General features: G+C 69.9%; 20 protein-coding genes. 15 read left to right on the top strand and 5 right to left on the bottom strand.

Features of this window, described 5'->3' with window-relative positions; translation table 11 throughout:
- Window positions 1-112: 112 nt before the first annotated feature.
- Window positions 113-2,242: a glycosyltransferase gene (locus M1R94_RS17040; protein ID WP_249382920.1), complete on the top strand. Its 2,130-nt coding sequence runs from the start codon at window positions 113-115 to the stop codon at window positions 2,240-2,242.
- On the opposite strand, the gene M1R94_RS17035 is transcribed toward M1R94_RS17040, so the two are convergent.
- Entirely contained in the window at window positions 2,239-4,572 is a 2,334-nt protein-coding gene (locus M1R94_RS17035) for a glycosyltransferase (protein ID WP_249382919.1), read from the bottom strand. The genes M1R94_RS17040 and M1R94_RS17035 overlap by 4 nt on opposite strands.
- Window positions 4,573-4,761: 189 nt before the next feature.
- On the opposite strand from M1R94_RS17035, the gene M1R94_RS17030 reads away from it, so the two are divergent.
- From M1R94_RS17030 to M1R94_RS17005, 6 genes are all read left to right on the top strand, one after another.
- Complete coding sequence (locus M1R94_RS17030) at window positions 4,762-6,543, top strand: hypothetical protein (protein ID WP_249382918.1); 1,782 nt, start codon at window positions 4,762-4,764, stop codon at window positions 6,541-6,543.
- Window positions 6,536-8,293: a hypothetical protein gene (locus tag M1R94_RS17025; RefSeq protein WP_249382917.1), complete on the top strand. Its 1,758-nt coding sequence runs from the start codon at window positions 6,536-6,538 to the stop codon at window positions 8,291-8,293. Before M1R94_RS17030 ends, M1R94_RS17025 begins: the two co-directional genes overlap by 8 nt.
- Window positions 8,294-8,423: 130 nt before the next feature.
- Window positions 8,424-9,368, top strand: a complete 945-nt coding sequence (locus tag M1R94_RS17020) for a glycosyltransferase family 2 protein (RefSeq protein ID WP_249382916.1) — start codon at window positions 8,424-8,426, stop codon at window positions 9,366-9,368.
- 119 nt (window positions 9,369-9,487) lie between these two features.
- Window positions 9,488-10,576 (top strand): nitroreductase family protein, encoded by a 1,089-nt coding sequence (locus tag M1R94_RS17015; RefSeq protein WP_249382915.1) that lies wholly within the window; start codon window positions 9,488-9,490, stop codon window positions 10,574-10,576.
- On the top strand, window positions 10,566-11,525 hold the full coding sequence (locus M1R94_RS17010) for a lysylphosphatidylglycerol synthase domain-containing protein (protein ID WP_249382914.1): 960 nt from the start codon (window positions 10,566-10,568) through the stop codon (window positions 11,523-11,525). The genes M1R94_RS17015 and M1R94_RS17010 overlap by 11 nt, the downstream gene beginning before the upstream one ends.
- Entirely contained in the window at window positions 11,522-12,748 is a 1,227-nt protein-coding gene (locus M1R94_RS17005; protein WP_249382913.1) for a polysaccharide pyruvyl transferase family protein, read from the top strand. Before M1R94_RS17010 ends, M1R94_RS17005 begins: the two co-directional genes overlap by 4 nt.
- Window positions 12,749-12,800: 52 nt before the next feature.
- Here the strand turns inward: M1R94_RS17005 and M1R94_RS17000 are convergent, their stop codons facing one another.
- Together M1R94_RS17000 and M1R94_RS16995 are read right to left on the bottom strand one after the other, a co-directional pair.
- On the bottom strand, window positions 12,801-13,838 hold the full coding sequence (locus M1R94_RS17000; RefSeq protein ID WP_249382912.1) for a glycosyltransferase family 2 protein: 1,038 nt from the start codon (window positions 13,836-13,838) through the stop codon (window positions 12,801-12,803).
- Window positions 13,835-15,451, bottom strand: coding sequence for a DUF2142 domain-containing protein (locus M1R94_RS16995; protein ID WP_249382911.1), 1,617 nt, complete (start codon window positions 15,449-15,451; stop codon window positions 13,835-13,837). The genes M1R94_RS17000 and M1R94_RS16995 overlap by 4 nt, the downstream gene beginning before the upstream one ends.
- Before the next feature lie 109 nt (window positions 15,452-15,560).
- Here M1R94_RS16995 and M1R94_RS16990 point away from each other — a divergent pair, with 109 nt between their 5' ends.
- The 4 genes from M1R94_RS16990 to M1R94_RS16975 are packed head-to-tail and all read left to right on the top strand — an operon-like array spanning window position 15,561 to window position 19,070.
- Window positions 15,561-16,301: a glycosyltransferase family 2 protein gene (locus M1R94_RS16990; RefSeq protein ID WP_249382910.1), complete on the top strand. Its 741-nt coding sequence runs from the start codon at window positions 15,561-15,563 to the stop codon at window positions 16,299-16,301.
- Window positions 16,298-16,705 carry a DUF2304 domain-containing protein gene (locus tag M1R94_RS16985; RefSeq protein WP_249382909.1) on the top strand — a complete coding sequence of 136 codons (408 nt, stop codon included), beginning with the start codon at window positions 16,298-16,300 and terminating at the stop codon, window positions 16,703-16,705. The genes M1R94_RS16990 and M1R94_RS16985 overlap by 4 nt, the downstream gene beginning before the upstream one ends.
- The gene (locus tag M1R94_RS16980) at window positions 16,702-18,018 is read left to right on the top strand and encodes a lipopolysaccharide biosynthesis protein (RefSeq protein WP_249382908.1); all 1,317 of its coding nucleotides are present in this window, start codon (window positions 16,702-16,704) and stop codon (window positions 18,016-18,018) included. Before M1R94_RS16985 ends, M1R94_RS16980 begins: the two co-directional genes overlap by 4 nt.
- Complete coding sequence (locus tag M1R94_RS16975) at window positions 18,015-19,070, top strand: glycosyltransferase family 2 protein (protein ID WP_249382907.1); 1,056 nt, start codon at window positions 18,015-18,017, stop codon at window positions 19,068-19,070. The genes M1R94_RS16980 and M1R94_RS16975 overlap by 4 nt, the downstream gene beginning before the upstream one ends.
- 2 nt (window positions 19,071-19,072) lie before the next feature.
- On the opposite strand, the gene M1R94_RS16970 is transcribed toward M1R94_RS16975, so the two are convergent.
- Window positions 19,073-20,197, bottom strand: coding sequence for a glycosyltransferase family 4 protein (locus tag M1R94_RS16970; protein ID WP_249382906.1), 1,125 nt, complete (start codon window positions 20,195-20,197; stop codon window positions 19,073-19,075).
- A gap of 234 nt (window positions 20,198-20,431) precedes the next feature.
- On the opposite strand from M1R94_RS16970, the gene M1R94_RS16965 reads away from it, so the two are divergent.
- The 3 genes from M1R94_RS16965 (at window position 20,432) to M1R94_RS16955 (ending at window position 24,587) form a co-directional block, all read left to right on the top strand.
- Window positions 20,432-22,432, top strand: coding sequence for a DUF4214 domain-containing protein (locus tag M1R94_RS16965; protein WP_249382905.1), 2,001 nt, complete (start codon window positions 20,432-20,434; stop codon window positions 22,430-22,432).
- A gap of 42 nt (window positions 22,433-22,474) precedes the next feature.
- Entirely contained in the window at window positions 22,475-23,602 is a 1,128-nt protein-coding gene (locus tag M1R94_RS20845) for a glycosyltransferase family 4 protein (RefSeq protein WP_249382904.1), read from the top strand.
- A gap of 244 nt (window positions 23,603-23,846) precedes the next feature.
- Window positions 23,847-24,587 (top strand): DUF4214 domain-containing protein, encoded by a 741-nt coding sequence (locus tag M1R94_RS16955; RefSeq protein WP_249382903.1) that lies wholly within the window; start codon window positions 23,847-23,849, stop codon window positions 24,585-24,587.
- Here the strand turns inward: M1R94_RS16955 and M1R94_RS16950 are convergent.
- A complete protein-coding gene (locus M1R94_RS16950) occupies window positions 24,584-25,201 on the bottom strand; it encodes a dTDP-4-dehydrorhamnose 3,5-epimerase family protein (protein WP_249382902.1) in 618 nt (205 codons plus the stop codon). The genes M1R94_RS16955 and M1R94_RS16950 overlap by 4 nt on opposite strands.
- An 86-nt stretch (window positions 25,202-25,287) precedes the next feature.
- Here M1R94_RS16950 and rfbD point away from each other — a divergent pair, with 86 nt between their 5' ends.
- Window positions 25,288-26,139, top strand: a complete 852-nt coding sequence (gene rfbD / locus M1R94_RS16945; protein WP_249382901.1) for a dTDP-4-dehydrorhamnose reductase — start codon at window positions 25,288-25,290, stop codon at window positions 26,137-26,139.
- The last annotated feature ends 6 nt before the right edge of the window (window positions 26,140-26,145 follow it).

Raw genomic sequence — 26,145 nt, 5'->3', positions numbered from 1 at the left:
CCCACACCCGCGGGGCGCGGGGCCCGCTCCCCCCACGCACGCCCCGGGCCGGGGCCCGGGGGGGGGGGGGCCCCCCGTCGAGGTCCTCGACGGCGACCGCACCATCGCCGCTGTGGCGAGCAAGGTGCTTGACTGGGACGGGAACCTGATCGACTACGTCGACGGTTCGATGACCTGGTTCGGCATGGGCTACAAGCGTGAGGTCGAGAAGCCCGACACCGGTGAGTTCGACGTCGCGAAGGACGTCCTGTTCGGCACCGGTGCCGCGATGTTCGTGCGGGCAGAGCTCTACCGCGAGGTCGGTGGGTTCGACGAGCGCTTCTTCATGTTCTACGAGGACGTCGACCTCGGTTGGCGACTCAACCTCCTTGGCCATCGTGTTCGTTACGTGCCGGGCTCGATCGCCTACCACAAGCACCACGCGACCATGAACAAGTTCGGCAGCTTCCGAGAGAGCTACCTGCTCGAGCGCAACGCGCTCCTGGCGATCTACAAGAACTACGACGACGAGTCGTTGGCCAAGGCGCTGCCTGCAGCGATGGCCCTGGCGGTGCGCCGCTCCTTCGCCCGCACAGGCACGGACACGACGGCCCTGGATCTGCAGCGGTCACCAGGAGGCGACGAGTCAGGGACGCTCCAGATCGAGAAGATGGCCCTGACGGGTCCCTATGCGATCGACTACCTCGTCGAACAGCTGCCCTCGCTCATGGAGACCCGTGCCGAGCTCCAGGCACTTCGTCGGCGGAGCGACCGCGAGCTCTTCCCGCTCTTCCGCCACGCGATCGAGCCGGCTTACGCCGTCGAGAGCTATCTCGAGGCCCACCGGGTGCTGATCGAGGCATTCGGTATCGCTGAGCACTTCGTCTCGCGTCAACGGGTGCTGGTCGTGACCGGTGAGCCGCTGCTGGATCGCATGGCCGGACCCGCCATCCGGGCGTGGGAGATCGCTTCGGCGCTCTCCGGTGACCATGACGTGCGCCTGCTGTCCACGGGCGGGGCGCACGTGACGAGCGACTCCTTCGAGGTGGTGCACGCCACAGGCAAGCGTCTGCGCGAAGCGACGGACTGGGCCGATGTCATCGTCTTCCAGGGCTTCCTGCTCGAGGGTGCGCCGTGGCTCGTGGAGAGCTCGAAGATCCTCGTCGCGGACGTCTACGACCCCATGCACCTCGAGCAGCTCGAGCAGGCCAGGGACCTGGGCCCTGGCGGACGCGACCTCGCTGTCAAGGAAACCACCCGGGTCCTCAACGAGCAGCTTCGTCGGGCTGACTTCTTGCTCTGCGCATCCGACAAGCAGCGCGACTTCTGGCTCGGCCAACTCGCCGGTCAGGGGCGTGTGAACGCGAGCGTCTACGACGAGGACGAGAGCCTTGACTCGTTGATCGCCGTCGTTCCGTTCGGGATCCCGGCGGAGGCACCGGTGCAGACGCGCCATGCCATTCGTGATGCCGTCGCGGGGATCGGTCCCGAGGACAAGGTGATCCTGTGGGGCGGGGGGATCTACAACTGGTTCGACCCCCTCACGCTCATCCGGGCCGTGGACCGCCTCCGGGTGCGCCATCCCGATGTTCGGCTGTACTTCATGGGCCTCAAGCACCCCAACCCGGGCGTGCCCGACATGCGCATCGCGTGGGAGACCCAGCAGCTGGCCAAGGAGCTCGGTCTCGTCGGGAGCCACGTCTTCTTCAACGAGGGCTGGGTGCCCTACGCCGAGCGGGCCGACTACCTCCTGGACGCTGATGTGGGTGTCTCGACCCACTTCCACCACGTCGAGACCGCCTACAGCTTCCGTACCCGGATCCTCGACTACCTGTGGGCCTCGCTGCCCATCGTCGCGACGGACGGGGATACGTTCGGCACGCTGATCGCACGGCATGGCCTGGGCCGCACCGTCCCTGCTGAGGACGTCGACGCGCTCGAGCTCGCACTCGAGGAGATGCTCTACGACACAGACGCCGCCGAGCAGGCGAGGCAGAGCGTCCGACAGTTCGCGGGAGGTTACGTGTGGTCGACGGTTCTGACGCCGCTGGTGGAGTTCTGCCGTCTACCTCGGCGTGCTGCCGACCTGCGTTACCGCCTGGGCGAGCCTGAGACGATGGCACATCCGTTCGAACGGCGGACGTCGGTCCGGTCGGATGCGGCGCTCACCCTGCGGTACCTGCGGGCGGGGGGCGTCGGCGAGGTCGGTCGTCGGGCCGCAGGTCGGGTGCGACGCGTCCTGGGCGGCGGGACGTCGACCTAGCGGCTCGGGGGTTGCCCTGCGCGATCGCGTCTCCAGCGTCTCGGGCGCAGGGCGCCCAGGGTGCCGTGCGTCCGAGACGCTCGAGGCGGCTCAGGCTCTGACCTGGTCATGCGGATCTCCTCGAGCCGAGCCGCGACGCGGTGACCGGAGATGGCGGCCGAGTGCCGCTCGCGGATGTCCGCTGCGGCCCGGCGCCCCACGGCGGCGGCTGCTTCCGGGTCGTCGGCGACTGCGCGCAGCGCCGCGGCCGCCGCATCCACGTCCGGATCGGCCCAGGGTGACCCGGCCGGGTAGGGCTCGCACCCCGGCGGCACCGGAACCGGCGTCCACGGCACCAAGAAGCTGTTCTGCGGCGTCATGAAGTCCAGGTTTCCGCTGTACCCGGTCGCCACGACGGGCTTCCCGAGCGCCATGGCCTCGGCCAGCGTCAGGCCCAGGCCTTCGGCGCGGTGCAGCGACACGTAGCAGTCCGCGTGCTGGGTCAGGGCGTCACGCCGTTCGGAGTCGAGGTACTCCTCGATGAGGAGCACGTCGGGCTCGTCCGCCACCCTGATGCGGAGGCGCTCCGCATCAGCCATCTTGCGCGTGGCGTTGATCGTCTTGATCACCAGGGTGGGACCGGCTCCGCGGGGGAAGGCCCGACGGAACGCATCGATCAGACCGAGCGGGTTCTTTCGCTCCATGCCGCTGAGGAAGTCGAAGCTGAACAGGAACAGGAAGCCGTCGGGCAGGCCCAGGTCGGCGCGGCTCACCGCCGTCGAGGACGAGGGGACAGGAAGGGGTGGGGGGACCGTCCGGACCGGCAGAGCGGTGTGTCGTGAGATCGCCTCGCGCACGAAGTCGGTCGCCACCCAGACCTCGTCGACATGGGCGAAGGCACTGCGGAGTGCGGGTGGGAAGTCCTCGACCTCCCAGTACCACATACCGATCCGGTACCTCGCGGTGAGGAGCTCGGGAACCAGGGCTGAGATGTCGGCCGTCATGTCGGCGTTCACGCACAACAGGGTGATGTCGTACGGCTCGCCCTCTTCGTCGCCCGCCTGGAACGCCGCGCCCTGTCGGCTCTGGAGGTTGCGGGAGACGGCGATCGTGCGGTGCGGTGTGCCTGCTGCGGCCAGTGCCGTGAGCACAAGACGCGCTGACTCTCCGACACCCAGCTCACCGCGCAGGTAGCCCACCACGTTGACCCCCTCCGGGGCCGGGCCGGCAGGAGCGTGCGGGTCAGTGGTGACGTCCCTTCCGGCATCCCGGGGGGCTGCGAGCGCGAGGGACCGGTCGATCAGCGCAGGATCGTACCCTTCCTCGTCCCGGCCGTACCGGTCAGCCCACGTGAGCAGCTCACGCACGTGCAGGTCGGGGACCCCTGGGATGGCAGCCTGAAGGTCAGGACGGTCGAGGTAGATCGTGTGGATGTAGCGGGTGAGCGTTGGTGACGTGCCCGGCAGGGGATCCAGCAGCCAGTCGACGAACGAGTCATGGTCCGCCGGGTCGAGGGGGTCGGGAACGTTCTGCCCTTCGTCGAGCGCCCGGCGGTACGCTCTGCGGGCCTGGGCCTCGAGCGGGTCGTGCTCGACGGCTCCGGCGGGCCTCGTCGCACGGGCGGAGGCATCGGCGCGGAGCTGTGTGCCGTGGTCGCGGCACACCCGCGCGAGCGCCGGCTGGCGGCTCAGCAGGACCCGGGGTGCGGTCAGCCTCGCGTCGAGCAGCCACGGTCGGTCCGGGTCGAAGCCACTGAGGTCGACGTGCCGGACACGGCGCCCCCGCAGCATCGGCACGCCGGTGTCGCCGTCCACGACGACGGTGTCGTGACCAACCGACCAGGCGCTCACTGCGAGCCCGTCGTCGTGCAGCACCATGTGATCGGGCGACGTCGAGATCTCGTCGAGCCAGGGGCGACCAACCACGTCGGCGGCGCAGCGGTCCGCCCAGCGCTCGAGCGCTGGGCGAGAGAGCTGACCGACGCCGACGAGGGACGTGGTGAACAGGCCTGCACCCAGCAGGTCCTCGGGCCGTGGTTCGGAGCGGTCGGGGGGCAGCGGCCCGGGAGCACGGGGGAGCAGGACCGTGCCGTGCTCGTGAGCCAGGCGGGCGACGTCCTCCAGGTCCGCGAGGACGAGGCTCGACGGTGAGACCCAGACGCTGCTCTCACATCGGTCGAGGGCCCATCGCAGGATGACCGGCTGGATCCAGGCCAGGAAGCCGTCCCGGTCGAGGTATGCCGCACGGGAGTGCAGCCACCGACGGTCGGGGACAACCGTTTCTACCGGGATGACCTCCACGTTCGGCCCGAGGTCGTCGACCAGGGCTCCGTCGAGGTCGACGAGCGTCATCGAGACACCAGGGATCTCGGCGAGGTGTGCAGCAAGGCGGCGGGAGGTGCTGGCTGACCGCGACGTCGCGGCGGTGCAGACGTGCATGGACCCTCCGGGCTCCCTCGTTCCGCCGGCGGGGGCCGGCGAGTCGCTCTGGTCCGCGCGCGGATAGACTGCGCCGACCCAGCCCCGCAATCCAGGATCGTGATGTCGGACAGCACTGCAAGGCAGCAGGACGCGGCACACGTCGGCGAGGCCGCCGACCCGCGTCCCGGACGACGTGCCAGACCAGGGCGGTCGCGACACTACCGCCCATGGGCTCTCGGTGCGAGCATCGTCCTGGTCGCGCTGGGAGCCGCGATCCACGGTTGGGTGTCGATCGGCTCGGGTGCGCCGGTCTGGACCGACGACGAGATCGGTGTCCTCGCCAACGCCCGTGTGCTCGCCGGCGTCGGCGAGCCGTGGCAGCTCGCCAACCTCGGCTACTACCCCGGCTGGTCGGTCGTTCTGGCGCCCATCTGGTGGATGACTCAGGACCCGGCGACCGTCTACCGCGCCGCGGTGACGCTCTCTGCCGTGTGTGCTGTGGCAGCGGTGGTGCCTCTTGCTGCGATCGCTCGGGCGCTGGGGGCCCGAGGCGACGTCTCGTTCGCGCTGGCCGCGATCGTCACGCTCGCACCCGCCCGCACCGTGATGTCGAACTATGCGCTCAGTGAGAACTTCCTTGCGCTCATGGTGTGTCTGACCGTCTGGGCGGCGCTGAGGTTCTCGGACCGCACTACGGCCTGGCGCGCGGTCGTCCTCGGACTGGCGGCGGCCTACACGTTCTTCAGTCACGGACGAACCGTGCCCATCGTGGTGGCAACCGCCGCGTGGTTCGTCTGGCTGATCGTGCGTCGCCAAGTCCGAGTCGGGATGGTCGGGTTCGTCACCACCGCCATCGGCGCGGGGACCGGGTACCTGATCTACGCCTGGATGACCTCTCAGCTCTACGAGTCCGTCGGAGGACGGGAGTCGAGCGCGGTGTCAAGAATGCTCGAGGGGACGCCGCAGGCGATCGTCCGCTCGGTGCTGGGGCAGTCCTGGTACCTGTCGACGGCCTGGGCAGGCCTCGCGATCCTCGGAGCGATCGCCGTCGCCGCTGCCGCTCACCGTGAGATCCGCCGGGGCCGGCCCGACGTTGCGACCTGGTATGCCTTCGTGGTCCTGGGGGTGGCAGCGATCAGCGTGCTGTTCATCGCACGAACGATCGCCCGAGGCAGCGCTCGGCTGGACATCGTTGCCTACGGCCGCTATCTCGATCCCTTCTCGCAGGTGCTCGCGCTGGTCGGTCTCGTCCTGGTCGTCGGCGGACTGTCCGCCCGGGTGGGACTCGGCCTCTTGGCTGCGACCACAGCACTCTCTGCCGGATTCCTGGTCCTTGTCGTGCCGAGGGTGCCCGACGGCGGATGGTGGGGGACGATCAACGTCGCCGGCCTCCTGGGGTGGCCCTGGCCCCAGCATCTCGAGGAGTGGACGCCACCATGGGTGCCCTTGGCGCTGACGGCGGCTCTTCTGGTCGCTGTGCTCGCGCTCACCCGGCGTGCGCCCTGGCTCGGCGTCGCGGCGGTCGCCGCGTCCTTCGTCGTGATGTCGTTGTCGGCCGATCGCAGCTCAGTCGCGCGCTTCAACGAGATCAACGACGGCGCCGCACCGCTCTTCGGGGCGATCGAGACGCTCGGCGACCACCCGATCTCCTTCGACCGAACCGGCTCCGACGTCCGCAGTCAGAACCTGTACCAGTTCTGGCTCGGGTCGCGAGAGGTCGAGGTGTTCCGCAGTGAGACGGACGAGCCACCCACCGACGTCGTGATCTCGCGGGCTGACCGCGAAGGTGGCGTCTGGATGGATGCGGTCCGCGTCGAGGCTTTCGGCAGTAACGCGGTGTGGGTCCTCGACGGCGATCTCCAGGACAGGCTCGTCGCTTCGGGCACGATCACTCGTGAGTGAGGCAACGCACCGCTGGCGTTCGCGCACGCGGGGAGAGGCGGCGTCGTGGGCGATGGCGGCCGCAGCTGTGCTGGCCGCTGTCGTGGTCCAGCTCTACACCGCTGCGGACGCCTCAGGCCCGATCTACTACACCGACGAGGTCGGCTACCTGTCGAACGCCCAGCTGTTGGCGGGCGTCGGCGAGCCGCGTGACCTCTCCTTCACGAGCTACTATCTCGGCTGGTCGCTGCTGATCGTGCCGATCTGGTGGTTGACCCAGGACCCGGCGACCGTTTACCAGGCGGCGGTCGGGCTGTCGGTGGTGTGCGGGCTCGCTCTGATCGTGCCTCTCACGGCGATCGCCCGACGGACCGGACTATCCCTCCCGGCAGCCGTGACTGTTGCGGCGGTGGTGAGCGCCGCTCCGGCGCGCGTCCTGACCTCGGGCTATGCACTGGCGGAGAACCTCCTCACGCTCGTCCTCGCGGGCACCGTGCTGGCGGCGTGGCGCTATGCCGAGCATCCGACGCACGGGCGAGCAGCTCTCCTCGGGTCGACTGCCGCGATGCTCTTCCTCACGCACGGCCGGACGCTACCGGTGCTGCTCGTCTGCATGCTCTGGTTCGCCATGCTCGCCGTGCGCGGAACATGGTCGGCCGTGACCGGGATCGGTTGTGCGGTCGCCCTCGCGGTGCCGATGTACGCACTCAACCAGTGGGTGGCCGGCCAGATGTACCTCGAGGGCGCAGGTCGCGAGGAGAGGGGGATCCTACGGCTGCTCTCACTCGACCCCGGGCAGGCGGTGGTGGCTGGTACCGGCCAGGCTTGGTATGCCGTCGTCAGCTGGCTCGGCTTGTCGATGATCGGGTTGACCGTCCTTCTCGTGGCGGCGGGGCGGCACCTCCGTGCGCGCCGACTGTCGGTCGAGGTCTGGGCGGCACTGGCTGTCGCTGGGGCGACGATGGTGAGCGTCGTGTGGATCTCGGCCGTCGTCGGTGAGACCGCGACACGGATCGACACGTTCGCCTACGGCCGGTACCTCGACCCGTTTGCGACGATCCTCTCGGTCGTCGGACTCGCGGTCGTGGTCAGGCGAGCGCAGCGGCAGACCGTGCGGGGTGCTGCTGCCGCCGCTGCGGTGGTCGCCGGGGCGTTCCTGCTCGCCGTCGTGCCGAGGATCCCGTCGGGACCGGGCACGTGGTGGGTTCCGCTGAACGTCTCGGGCCTCCTCCATTGGGACTGGCCCAACGTGACAACCGCCTCGACCGGGCCCTGGGTGGCAGCGACCGTTCTCGCCGCCGTCGTCCTGACGCTCAGCCTGGTGCAGCGCCGATGGGCATCACACGCAGTGCTGGGGGTCGTCGCGGTGGTCCTGGTCGGCGGGTCAGTGCTGGGAGAGGCGAAGACGCTGCGACCCTTCTACGCCGCCTGGTACGACTCTTTCACCCTGCGCGAGGACGTCGCCGAGCTGACCGACGGGCCGGTGTCCTTCGACACCGCCGACACCACGACGGTCGAGGGGGGCGGGGACACCGTGAGCCGGAACGCCTATCAGTTCTGGCTCGCCCCGCGCACGGTCGAGGTGTTCGACAGCGATGCCTCGGATCCGCCGACCGAGCTGGTCATCGCACGCAAGGAGTGGCCACGGGCCGAGGCCCTGGGCGCGCGCAAGGTCGCGGACGACACCGGCTTGTTCGACAACGCGCTCTGGGTGCTTCCCGGTGACCTGCTCGACGAGCTCGCCGCGTCGGGCGGCCTCGAGACACCGTGACCGCGTACGGCCTCGGAACTACGCAGTCCGTGAGGGCTGCGCGCCTTGTTAACCTGATGCGCCGGCCAGGCGCTGACGATGATCGTCGCCCCAGGACCAGCGCCCCTACGCTCCGCCGAACAGGACTCCCATGAAGGTCTTCATCCAGGTCCCCTGCCTCAACGAGGAGGAGACGCTCGCGACGGTACTCGAGTCGATCCCCACCGAGATCGAGGGTGTCGACGAGCTCGAGATCCTCGTCATCGACGACGGCTCGACGGATCGCACCCTCGAGGTGGCCAGAGAGCACGGTGTACGGCACTTCGTCCATCACACACGGAACATGGGGCTTGCCAGGTCCTTCCGTGACGGCGTCGACTACGCCCTGGCCCAGGGCGCCGACATCGTCGTCAACACCGACGGCGACAACCAGTACCCGCAGGACCGCATCGGGGACCTGGTCAAGCCCATCCTGGCCGGGACGGCGGACATCGTCATCGCCGACCGGCAGACCCAGACGATTGCGCACTTCTCGCCGTTCAAGAAGCTCATGCAGCGCTTCGGGAGCCACATCGTCAACAGGGCAGCCAGCACCGAGCTCCCGGACGCCGCGAGCGGCTTCCGTGCCTACTCCAGGGCTTCGCTGCTTCGCCTGAACGTCGTGACGCAATTCAGCTACTGCATGGAGACGATCATCCAGGCAGGCAACAAGCGCCTGCGGATCGAGAGCATCCCGGTGGTGACCAACGCCAAGACGCGTGAGTCCCGGCTGTTCAAGAACATCTTCCATCACATGGCGAAGTCCGGCTCGGCGATCACGCGCAGCTACCTGATGTTCAAGCCCTACGTGATCTTCGCGACGCTGGCCATCTTCTTCGGGGTGATGGCTGCGGTCCCGCTGGTGAGGTTCCTCGCCATCTGGCTGCTCGGCTACGACACCTCGGGGAACGTCCAGTCGCTCATCTACGGTGCGATCATGGCCGTGGCCGCCCTGCTCTCGCTGGCGCTCGGTGTGCTGTCCGACCTGCAGCGCACCAATCGGGTGCTGATCGAGGAGCAGCTCGAACGCATCAAGGAGATGCAGTACCGCCGATGAACGGCCTCAGGGCCTTGGGGCGCCGGTAGACTCGCCAGTCGGAAGCGGAGCCGAGAGCGGATGTGCTGCTCGGCCGGCACACCCACGCGGCACGCGCCGTCGTCATACTGAGGACACCTGTGATCAAGAAGTTGAAGCGGATCGCCAAGCAGCTGCTGGCGATCCCCGCCGTCCGGAAGTCCTACGAGACCGCCAACCGCGGTGTCCTGGCCGTCGCCGGGTCGAGCCGCCTGGGGGCGACCCTCTACTCGCTGCCCGGCTTCGTGACGTTCAACCGTGAGCAGTTTGCCGTGCTCTCGGGTCGCCGGACCTACTACGAGAACCTGCGGCGCAGCCGCACCTCCCACGTCGAGCTGCGGCGCAACGTCCACCGGCTCGAGAAGGGGATCCTCATGCGTCCCCGTCGCGACGCCTTCGCGCGGGACTACATCCTTGAGACCGTCGAGTTCTACCGGACAGCCGTCAGCCGTCGGCCGCAGGACCCGGTGCTCGACGCGAGCGAGATCCAGTGGGCCCATGACGTGCTCGCGGAGTACTTCGAGATCATCACCGTCCCCGACCCGGTCGTGGACCGGGCGCGCGCCCTATTCGTGTCGCTCGCTCACACCCCGACCGACGGCACCGTCAAGCCGTACGAGCACGGGTCGATCACGCCCAGCGGCGTCACCTACGACCAGCTGCTCGCGCTCTCGCACCAGCGCCGGTCCGTGCGCTGGTTCCTGGACAAGCCGGTCGACCGGGACCTCATCGACAAGGCACTGGCCGTAGGTCGGCAGTCACCGAGCGCGTGCAACCGGCTGCCGTACGAGTACCTCGTGTTCGACGACCCGGAGATGGTCAAGAAGGTGGGCGCCATCCCGTTCGGGTCGGCCGGGTACTCCCACCAGATCCCCACGCTCATCGTGGTCAAGGGGCGGCTGGACAGCTACTTCTCCCCGCGTGACCGACATGTCATCTACATCGATGCGGCACTGGCCTCGATGGGCTTCATGTACGCCCTAGAGACGCTCGGGCTGAGCTCGAGCGTCATCAACTGGCCCGACTTCGAGCCGCTCGAGCGCACGATGTCCAAGACCCTCGGCCTCGCTCCGCACGAGCGCATCATCATGCTGATGGCTGTGGGCTACGCCGATCCCACAGGGATGGTGGCGTACTCCCAGAAGAAGGACCTTGACGTCCTGCGCAGGTTCAACCCCCTTGACTCGTAAGCGTCTGCTCCGCCTCGGGGCGACGATCGTCGTCCTGGGTCTGGTCGGCTACTTCTTCGCGCGGTCGCTCGCTGCGAACTGGGACGCCGTCCGCGAGATCGAGATCGAGATCAACTGCTACTCCGTGGCCGCGGTCGTGCTCTTCGCGGTGGCCGTCCTGGTCTCGGGCCTGCTGTGGGGCTCGATGCTCTCCCACCTCGGGCGCCTGCGGGTGCCGGTGACCGACGCGATCCGGGTGCAGTGTGCTTCGTGGCTGCTCAAGTACGTGCCTGGGCAGGTCGGCTCGGTCGCCAACAAGGTGATGTGGGCTCACCAGCGCGGGATCTCGCGAACGCTCGTCGTCATCACGTTCGTCTACGAGAACGTCTTCCTCCTGCTGGGCTCGGTCGTGCCCACCGTGGTCATCCTGCTCGTGCACGACGCCGTCTCGGGGACGGCAGGCGCCTCGAGCACGGCGCTGGGCTCGCTCATACCCGTCCTTCTGGCCCTGGTGCCGTTGCTCCTGGTGACCGACCGGCGGCTGTTTCGCTGGGCGGTCAACCTGGTCGCCCGCCGCGCCCTCAAGCGCGACGTGCCGCACGAGTACTTCCTGGGCTCTCTGCCCGCCATCGGCTACCAGCTCATGTTCCTGGTGCCGAGACTCATCAACGGCCTCGGGTTCGTGCTCATCGTCGCGTCCTTCCTGGACGTACCCGAGTCGTCATACGTCCCGCTCGCCGCCATCTACGTGCTGGCGGGTGCGATTGGTATCCTCGCCGTCTTCGTGCCGAGCGGGCTCGGTGTTCGCGAGTCGGTGATCGTGCTGTTGGCCTCCCGGTACATGCCGGTCGAGCAGGCGATCGTGCTCTCCCTTCTGGCCCGGCTGTACAGCACCGTCGGTGACATCCTGGTCGCCCTGGTGTACGGCGGGCTCAAGATTCGCGAAGTCAAGGAAGGACGTCCCTCATGAAGGTCGCAGTCATCGGGTCCGCGCTGTCGGGCAACAAGGGAGCAGCAGCGATGCTCGAGAGCGGGGTGCAACAGCTGTCAGCCCGTGACACCCGCTCCCGGTTCGTGCTGCTGAGCATGTACCCGCGCTCGGACGCCGAGCAGAACCCCTACCCGGCGATGCGGGTGCTCGACGCCTCCCCGTTGCGCCTTGGTGTGCTGATCAACGGCTCCGCCCTGCTGCACCGCCTCCTGCCGCCGTTGCGCCGGACGATCGAACGCGCAGTGCCTGAGGTCGGCGCACTGGCCACCGCTGACGTCCTGCTTGACCAAGGCGGCATCACATTCGTCGACGGACGTGGGAAGTTCCTCATCTACAACGTCGCGAGCATCCTGCCGGCGCTGTTCGTGGGCACCCCCGTCGTCAAGTGCGCGCAGGCGATGGGCCCGTTCCGCACTCCGCTCAACCGTCTTGCGGCCAAAGCACTCCTGCCCCGGATGGCGGCGATCGTCTCGCGGGGAGCGGTCACGCACGAGCACCTCATGGGCCTCGGCCTGGCGAATGTCACAGCAGGCGCGGACCTCGCCTTCACCCTTGAGGTCACCGAGCACGACGCGGCGATCGCTCGCGCGGCCGTCGACATGACCTTCTTCGATGACGACGACGGCGACGTCGTCGGGGTCTCGCCGAGCGCGGTCCTGCGCAAGTCCGCCGAGGCGAACGGCGGGGACTACGTCGCCGAGGTGCAGCGGATGATCGACCACCTCACCGGCACGCTGGGCAAGAAGGTGCTTCTGGTGGCGCACAGCGCCCGGGCGCACACGGACAAGACGCACAACAACGACCTCCCGCTGTGCCGCGAGGTCTTTGCCGGCCTGGGTCACACCGACCGGGTCCTGTTCCCCGACGCCGAGCTGAGCTCACAGGCGCTGCGGTACCTGATCGGCAGGTGCGACGTCTTCGTCGCCTCCCGCTTCCACGCGATGGTGTCCTCCCTGGCGATGGGCGTGCCAACGCTCGTGATCGGGTGGAGCCACAAGTACCGCGAGGTCCTAGACATGTTCGGCCTGGCGTCGTGGGCAGTGGGTCACGACGCGTACAGCGACGAGGTCTTCGCCGAGCGCATCGGCCGGCTGCTGGCCGAGCAGCATGCCGTGCGAGAGCAGCTGGTCGGGGCGCTGCCAGAGGTCAAGCAGCGCGCCCTGGAGCAGATCGACATCATCGAGCGGGTTGCCTGCGGTTGACCCTAGGGTGCTGGCCGAGCACTGCGGTCCTGACAGCTCGAGGGGCGACCGGTCAGGCCGACGACTGCGAGCCGAGCTTCGTACGCCGTATGGATCGCCGCTCGCGAGCGGTCCGCGGCGTGCGGAGCACTGCGTCGAGGATCCCTCGACCGCGCGCCGCGCGAGTTGCCGGCGACTCGTGGCGCCGCCATGCGGCAACCCATCCACCGATCTGGCGCAGGAGCGAACGGAGCACCATCGTGAGCGGCGCGTGACGACCGACCACCACCAGTGAGTTCCTCGTGTTGTAGTACCGGAACAGCGCGCTGCCCGCGTCCGAGCTCGCTGCATGCCGGTGGGAGGCGATGGCGGTGGCCTCGTACCGGATCGACCACCCGGCGGTACGGAGCTTCCAGGAGAGGTCCGTGTCCTCGTAGTAGAGGAACAGCTCGGGGTCGAACCCTCCAACCTCCTCGACGGCGGCACGTCGCAGCAGTGCCGCGCCTCCGCAGAAACCCATCACGTCGTCGCCGCCGCACTCGGTCCCGTCGACGGCCAGCCAGTCACGGTCCACACCCGCGCCGTCCCGGGAGACCAGGTTCCCGGTCGAGTTGACCAGCCGGACCGCCTCGGGGTGGTCGGCCGGAACCGGCACGTACACGGTGGTGCCCTGCCGGAAGCCCCCGACGGGCAGGGGTGTGCCGTCGTCCTGCTGCTCGCGGAAGTGGCCCTCGAGGAGGATCTTCGCGGTGACCGCTCCGACACGCTCGTTGCCGGGTGCGCTGAGCACGGCTGCCATCCGCTCCAGCGCCTGCGGAGCAAGGGTCGCGTCATTGTTGAGGAGCAGGACGAGCTCCTCGTCGGCGTCCTGCATCCCCAGCGCCACACCACCCGCGAACCCTCGATTGGTCGTGCTCGTGATGACCTCGACCATCGGGTAGGTCTCGCGCAGGAGCTCGGTGGTGCCGTCCTGGGAGGCGTTGTCCACCACGACGAGGTGGAGCTCGGGGGCCATCGACTGCGCCAGCAACGAGCCCAGGCAGGCTGGAAGCAGGTGCGCGCCGTTCCAGGAGACCACCAGCGCCCGGATGCGCCCACCTTGGCCAGTCATGGCGTGCGAGCCGTGTGCTCGCCTGGCACGGTGCCCGGTGAACGGATCGCCGCGTCCCGTGCCGACGAGACCTCGTCAGGGACGGGTGGCACCGCCCGCCAGACCATCACCGTGAGTGCCGTAGCTGCAGCGGCGAAGGCGGCGGTCCCGGTGAGGTACCCGATCGGCGACGACCAGTCCGGCGTCAGGGCGAAGAGGTCACCCTCCAGGCCCTCGCTGTACCGGCGCGATGCCCAGTAGAAGGCCGCAACGTGTCCCACCAGCAGCACCACGAGCGCCCCGCGCAGCATCCGTCGCAGGGCCGCACGGGTGGCGGCATGCTCGCCACCGAGAAGCAGTGCCGCGAGCAGGGGCACGCCGACCGCGATGGGTAGTGCGTACCGGCCCTGCCAGATGAGACCGGCGTTGGTCGCCGTGGGGATCTGGAGCGCGAAGGGCGATCCCGCGACGGCGAGGACCAGGAGGAGCAGGCCCGCACGCTGGCGGATCGGCGCGGACAGGCTCGTGGCGGCCAGGATGACCGCACCCGCACCGATGTACCAGGCGAGCATCGTCACGGGTGGTGCAGGGGCGTCGAGCCAACCGAAGTTGCCGATCATGTTGGCGAGGTAGCCGTAGCCGTCGCCAGTGATCTCCAGCAGTGTCAGACGCAGGTCCGCGTAGTGCGGGTAGAGGTCTCCGCCTGTGACCACTCCGCGGTGCACGGCGACCCACGCCACGGCGGTGACGCTCGCCAACGCTGCGGCAACACCGGCCCACCGTGCGGCACGGTGCGCGACCAGCTCGCGCCACCGCCCGGAGGGCGCGACGACGAGTGCGACCACCACGATCACCAGTGCCCAGAACGGCGACGACGTCCGCACGTTGACGAGCAGCGCGCCGCTGATCGCCGCGTGGACGATGCCAGACGTGGTCACGACGCCTCGTCGGGCAACCAAGGACAGGCAGGCGGCCCAGAAGGAGAAGGCCAGAGCGATCTCCAGACCCTGAGGGTTCACCGTGCCGCCCAGGAACAGGGTCATCGGGGTCATCGCGGCGGCGGCACCCCACAGGGCGAGGCCGTTCCCTGGCACGGTGCTGAGCCGGTAGGCCCCCCAGGTGACCAGACCGGCCGTGAGCAGCGCACTGAGCAGGCGCATCGCGTAGACACTGGCCTCTGCCCCCAGGACCAGGGAGGGCCAGCCCACCGCGGCGTAGTACAGCGGGGGGTACTGACCGGCGAAGGTCTCGACCGCGACGGTGCCCGGGCCCGCCGGTGCCAGGTCCTGCTGGCAGGAGGCGGGCACGGCAGGCTGGAAGGCGAAGCAGTTCGGCAGGGCTAGTGCGGCCGCGAAGTCGTCGGGGAGCTGCACGATCGTGCCCGCCCCCGGTCGGGAGGTGTCCGTCGGTGGGGGACCCAGCTCGCCGCTCCACTGCCCGCGTGCCACCGCTGCGGCCTTGACGACGTGGCTCGGCTCGTCGGGCGAGCCCATCAGGGGGATCGCCGCCGACCACGCCGCGGTCATCAGGAAGAGGAGGATCCCACCGGCAAGCCAGGCACGGAGCGGACGGCGCTCCCGACGGGCGTCGATCGCCGAGGAGGTGGCCCGGGTGGGTGAGGCAGCGCTCTGCATGTTCGCCGATCTGGGGGTGACGGCGTGAAACCGCCTGGAGGTTCGGGGCGGCCACAGTCTAGGTCTTCGGGCGACAGGCGACGGGGAGGACTTCGGTACTCTGTCGCCCATGTCATCCCCGCAGGGCCGCCGTGTCCTGGTCGTGCTCCCGGCATGGAACGAGGCGGAGTCACTCCCCGCGGTCCTGGCCGAGATCAGGACCCACCTGCCCGGCGTATCCGTCCTGGTCGTCAACGACGGCTCGTCCGACGGCACGAGCGCCGTGGCCCGGGGGTCAGACGTCGAGGTTCTCGATCTGCCGTTCAACCTCGGCGTCGGCGGCGCCATGCGTGCCGGCTTCCGGTACGCCCTCGCCGAGGGCTTCGACGCAGTGGTGCAGGTCGACGCCGACGGCCAGCACGACCCCCGTGACGTGCCGCTGCTGGTCGAGGGCCTCGACCGGTCGGACGTCGTCATCGGTGCCCGGTTCGCCGAGCGGGGTGAGTACGAGGTGCGCGGACCTCGTCGCTGGGCGATGAAGGTCCTGGCCGGCGTCCTGAGCCGGCTCGCGCGGACCCGGCTCACCGACACCACGTCCGGGTTCCGGGCAGCCGGCCCCCGGGCGATCCGTCTGTTCGCGGTCCACTACCCCGCTGAGTACCTCGGCGACACCATCGAGTCGCTCGTGATCGCCGTGCGCAGTGGTCTGACCGTCGAGCAGGTAGGGGTGGAGATGCGAGCACGACAGGCGGGACGACCTTCCCAACGGCCGTTCAAGGCGGCGATCTACCTCCTGCGGGCCTGCCTGGCGCTCGGGATCTCGCTCACTCGTCGACGGCAGATCCTCGTCCCGACAGAGGTGACCGCATGAACGGGCACCTGTTCGCCCTGGCCTGTGCCGTCATCGCGCTGCTCTTCATGTTCGAGCTGCTCAGGCGTCGTCGGCTCAGAGAGAAGTACGCCGTCCTGTGGATGGTCGTGGCGGTGGTCGTGCTGGTCAGTGTGGTGTTCCCGCAGCTGCTCGAGCAGGTGTCCTCCTTGGTCGGCATCACCGTCCCGATCAACCTCGTCTTCTTCTCCGGGCTGCTCGTGCTGCTGGTGGTCTGCGTCCAGCTCAGTGCCGAGATCAGCACGCTCGAGCACGAGAGCCAGACCCTTGCCGAGGAGTCAGCGCTGCTGCGCAACCGGGTGGAGCGGCTCGAGCGGGCCACCGGCGCGGCGCCTGGTCCGCCACCTGTGGCGGATCCTGATGTGAGCGGTCGCTCGACCGGATGACGGAGGTCGTGGGGGAGGACCCTCGTTCGCTCGACCAGGCTCGTGGTCGTGGTCGTGGTCGTGGAGGGCTCCTCTCGGTCGCTGTGGGTCTGGGCATCTTCGGCCTGTCGACCTATGGGTATCTCGGGCTCGCCGGTCGCGCGCTCGACCCCGAGGTCTTCGCGCCCCTGGCAGTCCTGTGGACCCTGCTCAACGCGGTGGGCATCGGGCTGTTCCTGCCGTTCGAGCAGGAGATGGGCCGTCGGACGGCCGCCCGCAGAGCCGTCGGGGACGGCAACGGCCCGGTCGTCCGGCAGGGCCTGGCCGCAGCGGGGGTTGTCCTGGGTGGGGCGGCGGTTCTCGCGACGGTCTTCTGGGGCCAGCTGGCCGCACGGCTCTTCGAGGGTCACGGCTCGCTGGTCCTGCTCTTCGTCCTGGCGATGGCAGGAATGGCGGCCTCGTACGTCGTGAGGGGCCTGCTCTCTGGTCACGGGCGCTTCGGTCACTACGGTGCCCAGCTCGCGGTGGACGGTGTGCTGAGGGTGGTCGGGGCGGGGGCTCTCCTCGCGGCGGAGGTCGACGGCGTCGTGCCCTTCGGCATCGTCCTGGTGGTGGCTCCGGTGATGGCAGTGCTGGTGACGACTCCTCGTCCGTCGACGGTGATCACGCCAGGTCGTGAGCAGGTCCGCGCGGCTGCCGCCTCGGCCCTGGCGATCCTCCTCGGCGCGTCGGTGCTCTCCCAGCTGCTCGCGAACGCAGGGCCGGTCGTCGTGCAGCTGCTCGCCACCGAGGGGGAGCGGGTGGCGAGCGGGCAGTTCACCGCGGCGCTGGTCATCGCCCGGGTCCCGCTCTTCGCCTTCGCTGCGGTCCAGGCGGTGCTCCTGCCGGGACTGGCCGGCCTGGTCGGCGGTGGCCTGGTGGTCGAGTTCGCCCGGCGGGTGCGGTTCGTCGGGCTGGTGACCGTCGCCCTCGGTGGCCTGGGAACCGTCGCCGTCTGGCTCCTGGGAGCCCAGCTGGTGCCGCTGCTCTTCGGCGAGGGCTTCGGCGTCACGCGAGGGGTGATCACGCTGATCGCGCTCTCCGGTGCGCTGTTCATGGTCGCCCAGGTGGCCGCGCAGGCTCTCCTCGCCCTCGGCTCGGAGCGGTGGGTCCTCGTCGGCTGGGGAGCCGGACTCATCGGTCTCCTGCTGGCCCTCATCCCGCACGGACCGGTCACCGAGCGTGCGGCGTGGGCCCTGGTCATCGGGTCGGCCGTGGCCATGGCGGTGCTGGTGGTCACGCTGGTACGTGAGCGCATGAGCTGGCAGCGCGGCCTGGTGGAGAGGACGTCATGACGCAGACCGGACCAGGGGACGACGGTGCCGCGGAGTCGACGGTGGCGGTCTCGGTGGTCATGCTCGCGTACGGGGACGAGCCCGTGCTCGAGGAGGCCCTCGCCGCCGTGACCTCCTCGACCGGGGTACGGGTCGAGATGGTGCTCGTCGACAACGGATGCACCCGGGCGGACGTGGACGACCTGTGCCGGCGCCACGGCGTCCGGCTGCTCCGTCCTGGAAGCAACCTGGGCTTCACCGGAGGGGTGAACCTGGGCGTGGCCGCCACGACCTCGCCGTACGTCGCACTGGTCAACAGCGACGCGATCGTCGCGCCCGACGCTGTGAAGGCGCTCCAGGAGGTTGCGGCCGATCCCGGTGTCGGCATCGCGAGCGGCAGCATCCGCCTGGCCGAGGACCCCACCACGATGAACTCCGCGGGCAACCCCGTGCACTTCCTCGGGTTGGGCTGGGCGGGAGGGCTCGGGGAACCCGCGGCCCGCCATGCCCTCCCGCGTGACGTCGCCGCAGCGAGCGGCGCGGGCATCGTCCTGCGCCGCAGCGTCTGGGACGCGCTGGGCGGCTTCCCCGCGGAGTTCTTCGCCTATCAGGAGGATCTCGAGCTCAGCTGGCGCTGCTGGCAGCGTGGGCTGGCTGTCCGCTACGTGCCCGGCGCGGTCGTCGTCCACCACTACGAGTTCTCACGCAACCCGCTCAAGATGTACCTGCTCGAGCGCAACCGGCTGCTGTTCGTGCTGACCTGCTACGGACGGCGGACGCTGATGCTGCTCGCACCGGTGCTGCTCGCCTTCGAGGTCGCGATGCTGGTCGTCGCGGGCCTGCAGGGGTGGGGGAGGAAGAAGGTCCGGGGATGGGGCTGGGTTCTGTCGCACCTCGGCTGGATCCGTCGACGCAGGCAGCAGGTCCAAGCCGCACGAACGGTGCCCGACGCTGATCTGGTCCACCTGTGGGCCGACCGCTTCACAGCCGCCGCGATGCCGCTGCCCCGCGGTGCGGGGGTGCTGCAGGCGGCGCTTGCGGTGTACTGGTCGCTGGTCCGCCGGGTGCTGTGAGGTCAGCCGGATGCAGCTGCCGCCCGGTATGCCTCGATGTGGAGCTCCGCCGATCGCTCCCAGGTGAACCGGGCGGCGTTATGCGCGGCGTTGCGCGAGAGCTCGGCATGGCGCGTCCCGCTGGCCTGCTCGATGCCCGTCGCGAGCTCGTCGGTGGCCGTGGGGTCCACAAGGACCGCCCCCTGCGGGCTGATCTCCTCCATCGAGGTCCCGGTTGACGTGACGACGGGGACGCCGTGGGCCATGGCCTCCAGGACGGGCATGCCAAAGCCTTCCCAGGTCGACGGGAAGCAGAATGTTCGGGCGCCCGCATAGGCCCGGTGCAGGTCGTGGTGACCCAACCGTCCGAGCAGGTGGACCCGACCTGAAGGGAGGGTCGCCGCCAGCGCGGTGACCTCCGCGGCTGCCCCACCCCAACCTGTGGGTCCCACCAGGACCAGGTCGAGCTCGGTCGCGTTCCGCACCAGGAGGCGGTAGGCCTCGAGCAGCGCCCCCAGGTTCTTGCGAGGTTCGAACGTCCCGCACCACAGCAGGTAGGGCCTGTGCAGGCCGTGTGCGGCGCGGAAGGCCGCCACCTCATCCTGCCCGACGCTCTCGGCACGTACACCGTGGTGGATGACCCGGATGCGTCCGGCCTCGATCCCGTGCTCGGTGCAGTCCCGTGCCGTCGTGCCCGACGGCACGACGATGATGTCCGCCTCGTCGCGCACGATGTCCAAGGCGCGACGGAAGAACGCGTTGCCCCGTGCCGTGAAGTGCCCGGGTTCACGCAGGAAGGCCAGGTCGTGCACCGTCACCACCAGGGGCGAGCTCCGGCGCGGGACCGCCCAGGTCGTGGCGTGCAGCACGCGGTCGGTCGAACCCGGCCGGACGCGAGCCAGCCGGTAGCGCGACCACGCCTCGTACAAGAGAGGTCTCGGCAGACGTGAGTGCCGGACGGTCATCGAGTGCGGCAGGGGATGGGCGGGAGGAGCGGAGCCGCGTGCGGCGATCCCCTCGAGGGCGAGGTCGTCGCGGGTCGCCAGGGCTCGGGTGAGCTCGCCGATGTAGGTCCCCGAACCTCCGGGGAACGGCTGCCAGAGCTGTTCAACGGTCATCGCGACGGTCAGCTGACCTGGTGGGATCACGGCCCGAGCCTAGGCGGTGCGGTCCCGGTGCGAGCAGCCCGCCCGGGCGGGCCGCGTTCGGGCGCGCGACGCCGCTGGGCCTCAAGGGCGTCCCGGGAGTGGTCGATACTCTGTGAGACCAATCACCCCTCGTCGCCGGCCCTCGCTCTGCCGACGGCGCCCTTGTGCTGACCACGCTGGAGAAGCATGCGCCCCTTGTCCCGGTCCGCTCCCTCCCCGCACCACCCTCCGGTCGTGGAGCGGGAGAGGCTGCGCCGCACCTGGGGCGCTCTCGCCACCGCCACCGCCGTCGTCGTCGGCGTGGTCGGTGCGGGCGGTGCCGCTGCGTCCGAGGTGCGGGAGGTCACGTACGAGGTGGCCGGGACCTTCTACCAGGTCTTCGTCGACACCCACCCCGACGACGTCGAGCTCGACCACGACCACGACGCGCACCAGGACGTGCTCGTGCCGATGCTCGAGGTCGACGGCCAGATGTACGACCTCCCCGAGGCGCTTGTGGACACCGACATGGTCTCGGGCGAGGGGGTCGTGGTGTCCGTGCAGTCCCATGGCGATCTCACACCGGACGAGGCCCTCGCGGCCGCGACCGACCCCACGGGCCCGGAGGCGCAGCTCGTCGAGGTCGCCCCCGCTCTCGAGGATGCGCCCCTGGGCGCGGGCGACGGCGAGGGGACCCTGCTCGCCGCCCCGGCAGGACGGACCCTGACCATTCTTCCGGTCCACTTCGGCTCCCCAGACGCGGCGACCAACGCATCGCTGACCAACCTCGCGGAGAGCACCCGGCAGTACTGGTCGGAGCAGTCCGCCGGACAGCTCGCGATGACCACTGACGTGAGGAACTGGAAGACCATCACCGATCCCGGGTCGTGCAACACCACATCGATCTGGAACCAGGCCCTCACCGCCCACGGGCTCACCGGGTCCCGGCCGTCCACCCACCACATCGCCGTGTACTTCCCGGTGCGCGCGGACTGCGGCGGGTGGGCGGGCATGGCCTCCGTGGGCGGAACCACGATCTGGATCAACGGATCCCAGGCGCGCGACGTGCTGGCCCACGAGTTCGGGCACAACCTCGGCCTGGGGCACGCCAACACCCGGACCTGCACGTCGAACGGTGCCCGGGTACCGCTGAGCGGGGCATGCACCGCCAAGGAGTACGCGGATCATGCCGACGTCATGGGGATCGGGATGTCGATGGCCTCCGGGAACCTCAACACGGCTCTCGCGGACCATCTCGGGATGGCCACGGTGACCAGGATCGCGGGTACGACGTCGAGTCAGACCGTCACTGTCGACCTGCACCCGATGGCGTCCGTCTCGCAGATGCGCGCGGTCGCGGTGACCGTGCCCCTGGGGACGGTCTACGTCGAGTTCCGCCCCAACGCGGGCCGCGACGTGAGAAGACCCGCCTGGGCCGGGGTACAGGTCAGGCTGCGGTCGACGGCCAAGGGCTACCCCGAGTCCTTCCTGCTCGACATGCAGGCACCCGCCACGAACGCGTTCTCGGCGCCGAACCTGCCAGCGGGCGGAGTGTGGCGGATCCCGGGGAGCTCGCTCGCGCTGCGGGTCGAGAGCATCGGCCAGCGCGCGCGGGTCGTCGTCGGGCCGGCCGACTCGGACGCGGTTGCACGCTACGTCACGCGGGTCTATCTGGACCTCTTTGAACGCCAGCCCGACCCCTCCGGTCTGGCGACCTGGACCGATGCGTTGCGCGCGGGCACCCCGCGGGTCGCCGTAGCCAACGCCGTCACCGGATCCGAGGAGTACCGCAGCCGTCTCATCACGGCGTCATACAAGGCCTTCCTGGGGCGCAGCCCTGATCCCTCAGGCCTGCAGCACTGGCTGGGCCACATGCGCGCGGGGATGACGATCCAGGAGATGGAGGCGGGCTTCCTGGCCTCCCCGGAGTACTACCTCGGCTCGGGGTCGAACGACCGCCGGTGGGTCACCCGCCTCTACGGGCACGTCCTGGACCGTGCCCCGGGAGCCTCCGAGGTCACGTTCTGGCGCCAGCAGCTCGCGGGCGGCATGTCACGCCACGCCGTGTCCCTGGGCTTCCTGCTCTCGACCGAGTATCTGACCACCGTGGTCGACGGCCACTACCGGCACCTGCTGGGCCGGTCCATCGACCCGACCGGGCGTCGGGACTGGGTCTCGCAGATTCAGCGGGGAGTGCGCGTTGAGGCGATCATCGGGGGGATCATCTCGAGCGACGAGTACTACGCGCGTCGTTGACCATGCAGGATCGCGCGGCCGAGGGCAGTCTACGATCGACCGGTGCGACTTCTCCTCGACGCGACGGCGATCCCGGCGGACCGCGGAGGTGTCGGCCGCTACGTCGACGCGCTGCTCCCTGCGCTGGCCGAGCAAGGGGTCGACCTGGTGGTCGTCTGCCAGGCCCGCGATGCGAGCGTCACCTCGGAGATCGTGCCGTCGGCCGAGATCGCGGTGGCCCCGGCCCTCACCAGTGGCCGTCCCGCCCGGATGACGTGGGAGCAGGTGGGGCTCCCGCGGCTGGTGCGCGGCACAGGGGTCCAGGTGCTGCACAGCCCTCACTACACGATGCCGCGGCTCGCCGGCGTCCCGGTCGTCGTGACCCTGCACGACGCAACCTTCTACAGCCACCCCGAGCTGCACTCCCCGCTCAAGGGGCGCTTCTTCCGGGCCGCGATCCGGACCGCGGTCCGGCGCGCGGCGGGTCTCGTGGTGCCCTCCGCGGCGACGCGCGACGAGGTGCGGCGTTTCGTCGGTGGCACCGAGGACCAGTACCAGGTCGCGCACCACGGGGTAGACACGAGCCTCTTCCGGCCGGTCGGCGACGCTGAACGGAGCAGGGTGCGGGGCTCCCTGGGACTCGGGCCCGAGCAGGAGTACGTCGGGTTCCTCGGCACGCTCGAGCCGCGGAAGAACGTGCCAGCGCTGGTGCGCGCCTGGGTAGCTGCCGTGGCCCACACCCCCGACCCGCCTGCGCTCGTCCTGGCAGGGGGTCGGGGCTGGGACGACGCGGTCGAACCGGCAGTGCGTGCGGTTCCCGCGCACCTGCAGGTGCTGCGCACGGGATACCTGCCGCTCGGTGACCTCGCCGGGTTCCTGGGGGGCGCTCGCATCGTGGCCTACCCCAGCCTCGGCGAGGGGTTCGGCCTGCCGGTGCTCGAGGCGATGGCGTGCGGCGCGGCAGTGCTGACCACCCGGGAGCTGTCCCTGCCCGAGGTCGGCGGCGACGCCGTCGCCTACTGCGGCACCGACGAGGAGAGCATCGCGTCGTCCCTGCGCGAGATGCTCGACGACCCGGCGCGCTGCACGGTGCTGGCCGCCGACGCCGTCGAGCGCGCGGCAGGCTTCACCTGGGCGGCGGCCGCGAGCGCCCACGTCGCCGCGTACGAGCGGGCGCTGCACCGGGAGTGATCATGAGTGAGTACACCGGGTGAACTCTGTCCGATCCGACCCGGCGGGCCCCTGCGACCCCTAGGATCTCGGCCAGCATCAGCCCTTGGACGTGCCCGCCCGGGTGTCGCCAGGGCCGAGAGGGGCGGGTACGTCGATGGGTGGCAGAAGCGCGCGCGAGGTCATGGGCATGCTCGGTCTCCGGGCAACGGCGGTGGTCGTCGCCTTGGGTCTGACGGCCGGATCGGCCACAGCAGCTCCAGCGGTGCCTGCCCCAGCCGTCGTCGCCGAGGCGCAGGTGGCTACCAGTGTCCTCGCCGGGATGGACGACGCGAAGATCAAGGCCTACATCGCGCTGGTGTACGCGGACCTCTTCGGCCGTGCCGTCGACCCCACTGGTCTGGCGACCTGGAGCGCGGCCCTGCGGTCCGGCACACCGCCCCGCGCCGTCGCCGACTCGATCACCGGCTCGGACGAGTTCCGCACGGGGCTCATCACGGGCGCCTACGAGGACTACCTCGGGCGAGCACCGGAGCGGGCAGGCTCGACGTTCTGGCTCCAGCGGATGCGCGAGGGCATGACCGTCCAGCAGCTCGAGGCAGGCTTCCTCGGTTCGGACGAGTACTTCCTGTCGGTCGCCGACGGTGTGGACCAGTACTTCATCCGGAGCCTCTACCGCGATGTGCTCGGCCGCTCGCCTGGCGACGAGGAGTTCTACTACTGGCTGAGCCGTCTCTGGGGAGTGCGCGTCGGGAACGGCCTCGACACTGTGCGGCCCCGGCCCCCGGCCCCTCCCAAGATGTCGCGTGAGCAGATCGCACTGGCCTTCTTGCTGTCCACGGAGCGACTTGCCGTCGACGTCGACGCGGACTACCAGTGGTTGCTCGGCCGGCGCCTGGACGCGAGCGGCCGAACGACGTGGGTCACAGCGATCCAGTCCGGGGTCCGCTACGAGTCGGTCATCGGCAGCATCATCTCGAGCCAGGAGTACATGTCCTACCTCTAGCGTCCGAGCGACCTGATGTAGTCCTCGACCGCGGTGTGGACCGGCAGGAGCCCTCGGTCCCGGGCCTCACGCAGGCTCGGGGCTGCGAGGTCCTTGTCGGACAGTTGCGGGGTCAGCGGGGATCCGTCCCGCGCCGTGGTGGGCCACTCGATCGCGACGTCGGGGTCGAGGGGGTGGATCCCGTGCTCGCGCCCCGGTGAGTACCCCGTGGAGCAGAGGTACAGGACGGTCGAGTCGTCCTCGAGGGACAGGAACGCGTGCCCGAGACCCTCGCTGAGGTAGATGGCCCGCCGGTCGACGTCGTCCAGGAGCACCGTGTCCCACCGGCCGAAGGTCGGCGAGCCGACGCGCAGGTCGATCGCCACGTCCAGGACCGCGCCCTTGGCGCACGTCACGTACTTCGCCTGGCCCGGCGGGACGTCGGCGAAGTGGATGCCGCGGAGCACCCCGGCCGCCGAGACCGAGCAGTTGGCCTGCTGCAGGTCGAAGGCGTGCCCGGTGGCCTCGGCGAAGGGACCGCCCTGGAAGTACTCGAGGAAGACGCCGCGAGGGTCGCCGTGCTGCTTCGGGGTGATCTCCCAGGCGCCGGGCACCGTGAGCTCGCGGTAGGTCATGTCTGTCCTCTCGGAGGGTGCTGCGAACCGGGCAAGCCTACCGAGGCCGCTAGTCTGACCGGGTTCCGACGACGACAGGAGACGGTGTGCGCTGGCTGGTGGTGGGTGCGAAGGGGATGCTCGGGCAGGATGTGACGGCGCTTCTGGCCGAGCGCGGTGAGCACGTCGAGGGCATCGACCGCGAGGAGATCGACATCGCCGACCCGCAGGCGTGCCTCGGGGTCGCGGACGGGTTCGACGTCGTGATGAACTGCGCCGCGTACACCGCGGTCGACGCCGCCGAGGCCGACGAGGCCACGGCCTTCGCGATCAACGCCGTCGGCGCCGCGAACCTCGCCCGGGCCGCCCGGAACGCGGGTGCGCGCACCGTCCAGATCTCGACGGACTACGTCTTCGACGGCCACGCCGCGCAGCCGTACGCCGAGGACGCACCGCTGGCACCCAGGTCGGCCTACGGGCGGACCAAGGGGGCCGGGGAGTGGGCCGTGCGCGCCGAGAACCCCGACCATCTCGTGGTCCGCACGGCCTGGCTCTACGGTGCGCACGGGGGCTGCTTCCCGAAGACGATCGTGCGGGTCGCCCGGGAGCGCGGTGAGCTCGAGGTCGTCGACGACCAGGTGGGTCAGCCCACGTGGACCGTGGACCTCGCCGACCTCGTGCACCGGTTGGTGAGCACGGGTGCTCGTGCCGGCACGTACCACGGCACGTCGTCGGGCCAGACGTCCTGGCACGGCTTCGCGCAGGCGGCGGTCGCTGCCGCCGGGATGGACCCGGGGATCGTCCGGACAACCACGAGCGAGGGGTACGTGCGGGCAGCCCCGCGCCCGTCCTACTCGGTGCTCGACCACACGGCTCTGCGGGCGGTCTCGGTCGAGCCCATCGACGACTGGGCACGTCGCTGGGCCGAGGCGTCCGAGACGGTCCTGCTGCCCGGCTGACCGACG

Origin of the sequence: Actinotalea alkalitolerans, from assembly GCF_023369855.1 — a bacterium.
In the GTDB taxonomy this organism is placed as follows: domain Bacteria; phylum Actinomycetota; class Actinomycetes; order Actinomycetales; family Cellulomonadaceae; genus Actinotalea.
Note: the sequence above shows the minus strand (reverse complement) of the source record. Positions and strands in the feature narration are given on the sequence as shown.

Excerpts from the sequence above, each read along its gene's own strand:
- M1R94_RS17035 (WP_249382919.1), bottom strand. The coding sequence starts at position 4,572 with ATGACGCTCGTCGACCTCGACGGAGCCCTGGTCGACGACCTCGGGCCG.
- M1R94_RS17030 (WP_249382918.1), top strand. The coding sequence starts at position 4,762 with ATGTCGGACAGCACTGCAAGGCAGCAGGACGCGGCACACGTCGGCGAG.
- M1R94_RS17020 (WP_249382916.1), top strand. The coding sequence starts at position 8,424 with ATGAAGGTCTTCATCCAGGTCCCCTGCCTCAACGAGGAGGAGACGCTC.
- M1R94_RS17005 (WP_249382913.1), top strand. The coding sequence starts at position 11,522 with ATGAAGGTCGCAGTCATCGGGTCCGCGCTGTCGGGCAACAAGGGAGCA.
- M1R94_RS17000 (WP_249382912.1), bottom strand. The coding sequence starts at position 13,838 with ATGACTGGCCAAGGTGGGCGCATCCGGGCGCTGGTGGTCTCCTGGAAC.
- M1R94_RS16995 (WP_249382911.1), bottom strand. The coding sequence starts at position 15,451 with ATGCAGAGCGCTGCCTCACCCACCCGGGCCACCTCCTCGGCGATCGAC.
- M1R94_RS16990 (WP_249382910.1), top strand. The coding sequence starts at position 15,561 with ATGTCATCCCCGCAGGGCCGCCGTGTCCTGGTCGTGCTCCCGGCATGG.
- M1R94_RS16985 (WP_249382909.1), top strand. The coding sequence starts at position 16,298 with ATGAACGGGCACCTGTTCGCCCTGGCCTGTGCCGTCATCGCGCTGCTC.
- M1R94_RS16980 (WP_249382908.1), top strand. The coding sequence starts at position 16,702 with ATGACGGAGGTCGTGGGGGAGGACCCTCGTTCGCTCGACCAGGCTCGT.
- M1R94_RS16975 (WP_249382907.1), top strand. The coding sequence starts at position 18,015 with ATGACGCAGACCGGACCAGGGGACGACGGTGCCGCGGAGTCGACGGTG.
- M1R94_RS16950 (WP_249382902.1), bottom strand. The coding sequence starts at position 25,201 with ATGACCTACCGCGAGCTCACGGTGCCCGGCGCCTGGGAGATCACCCCG.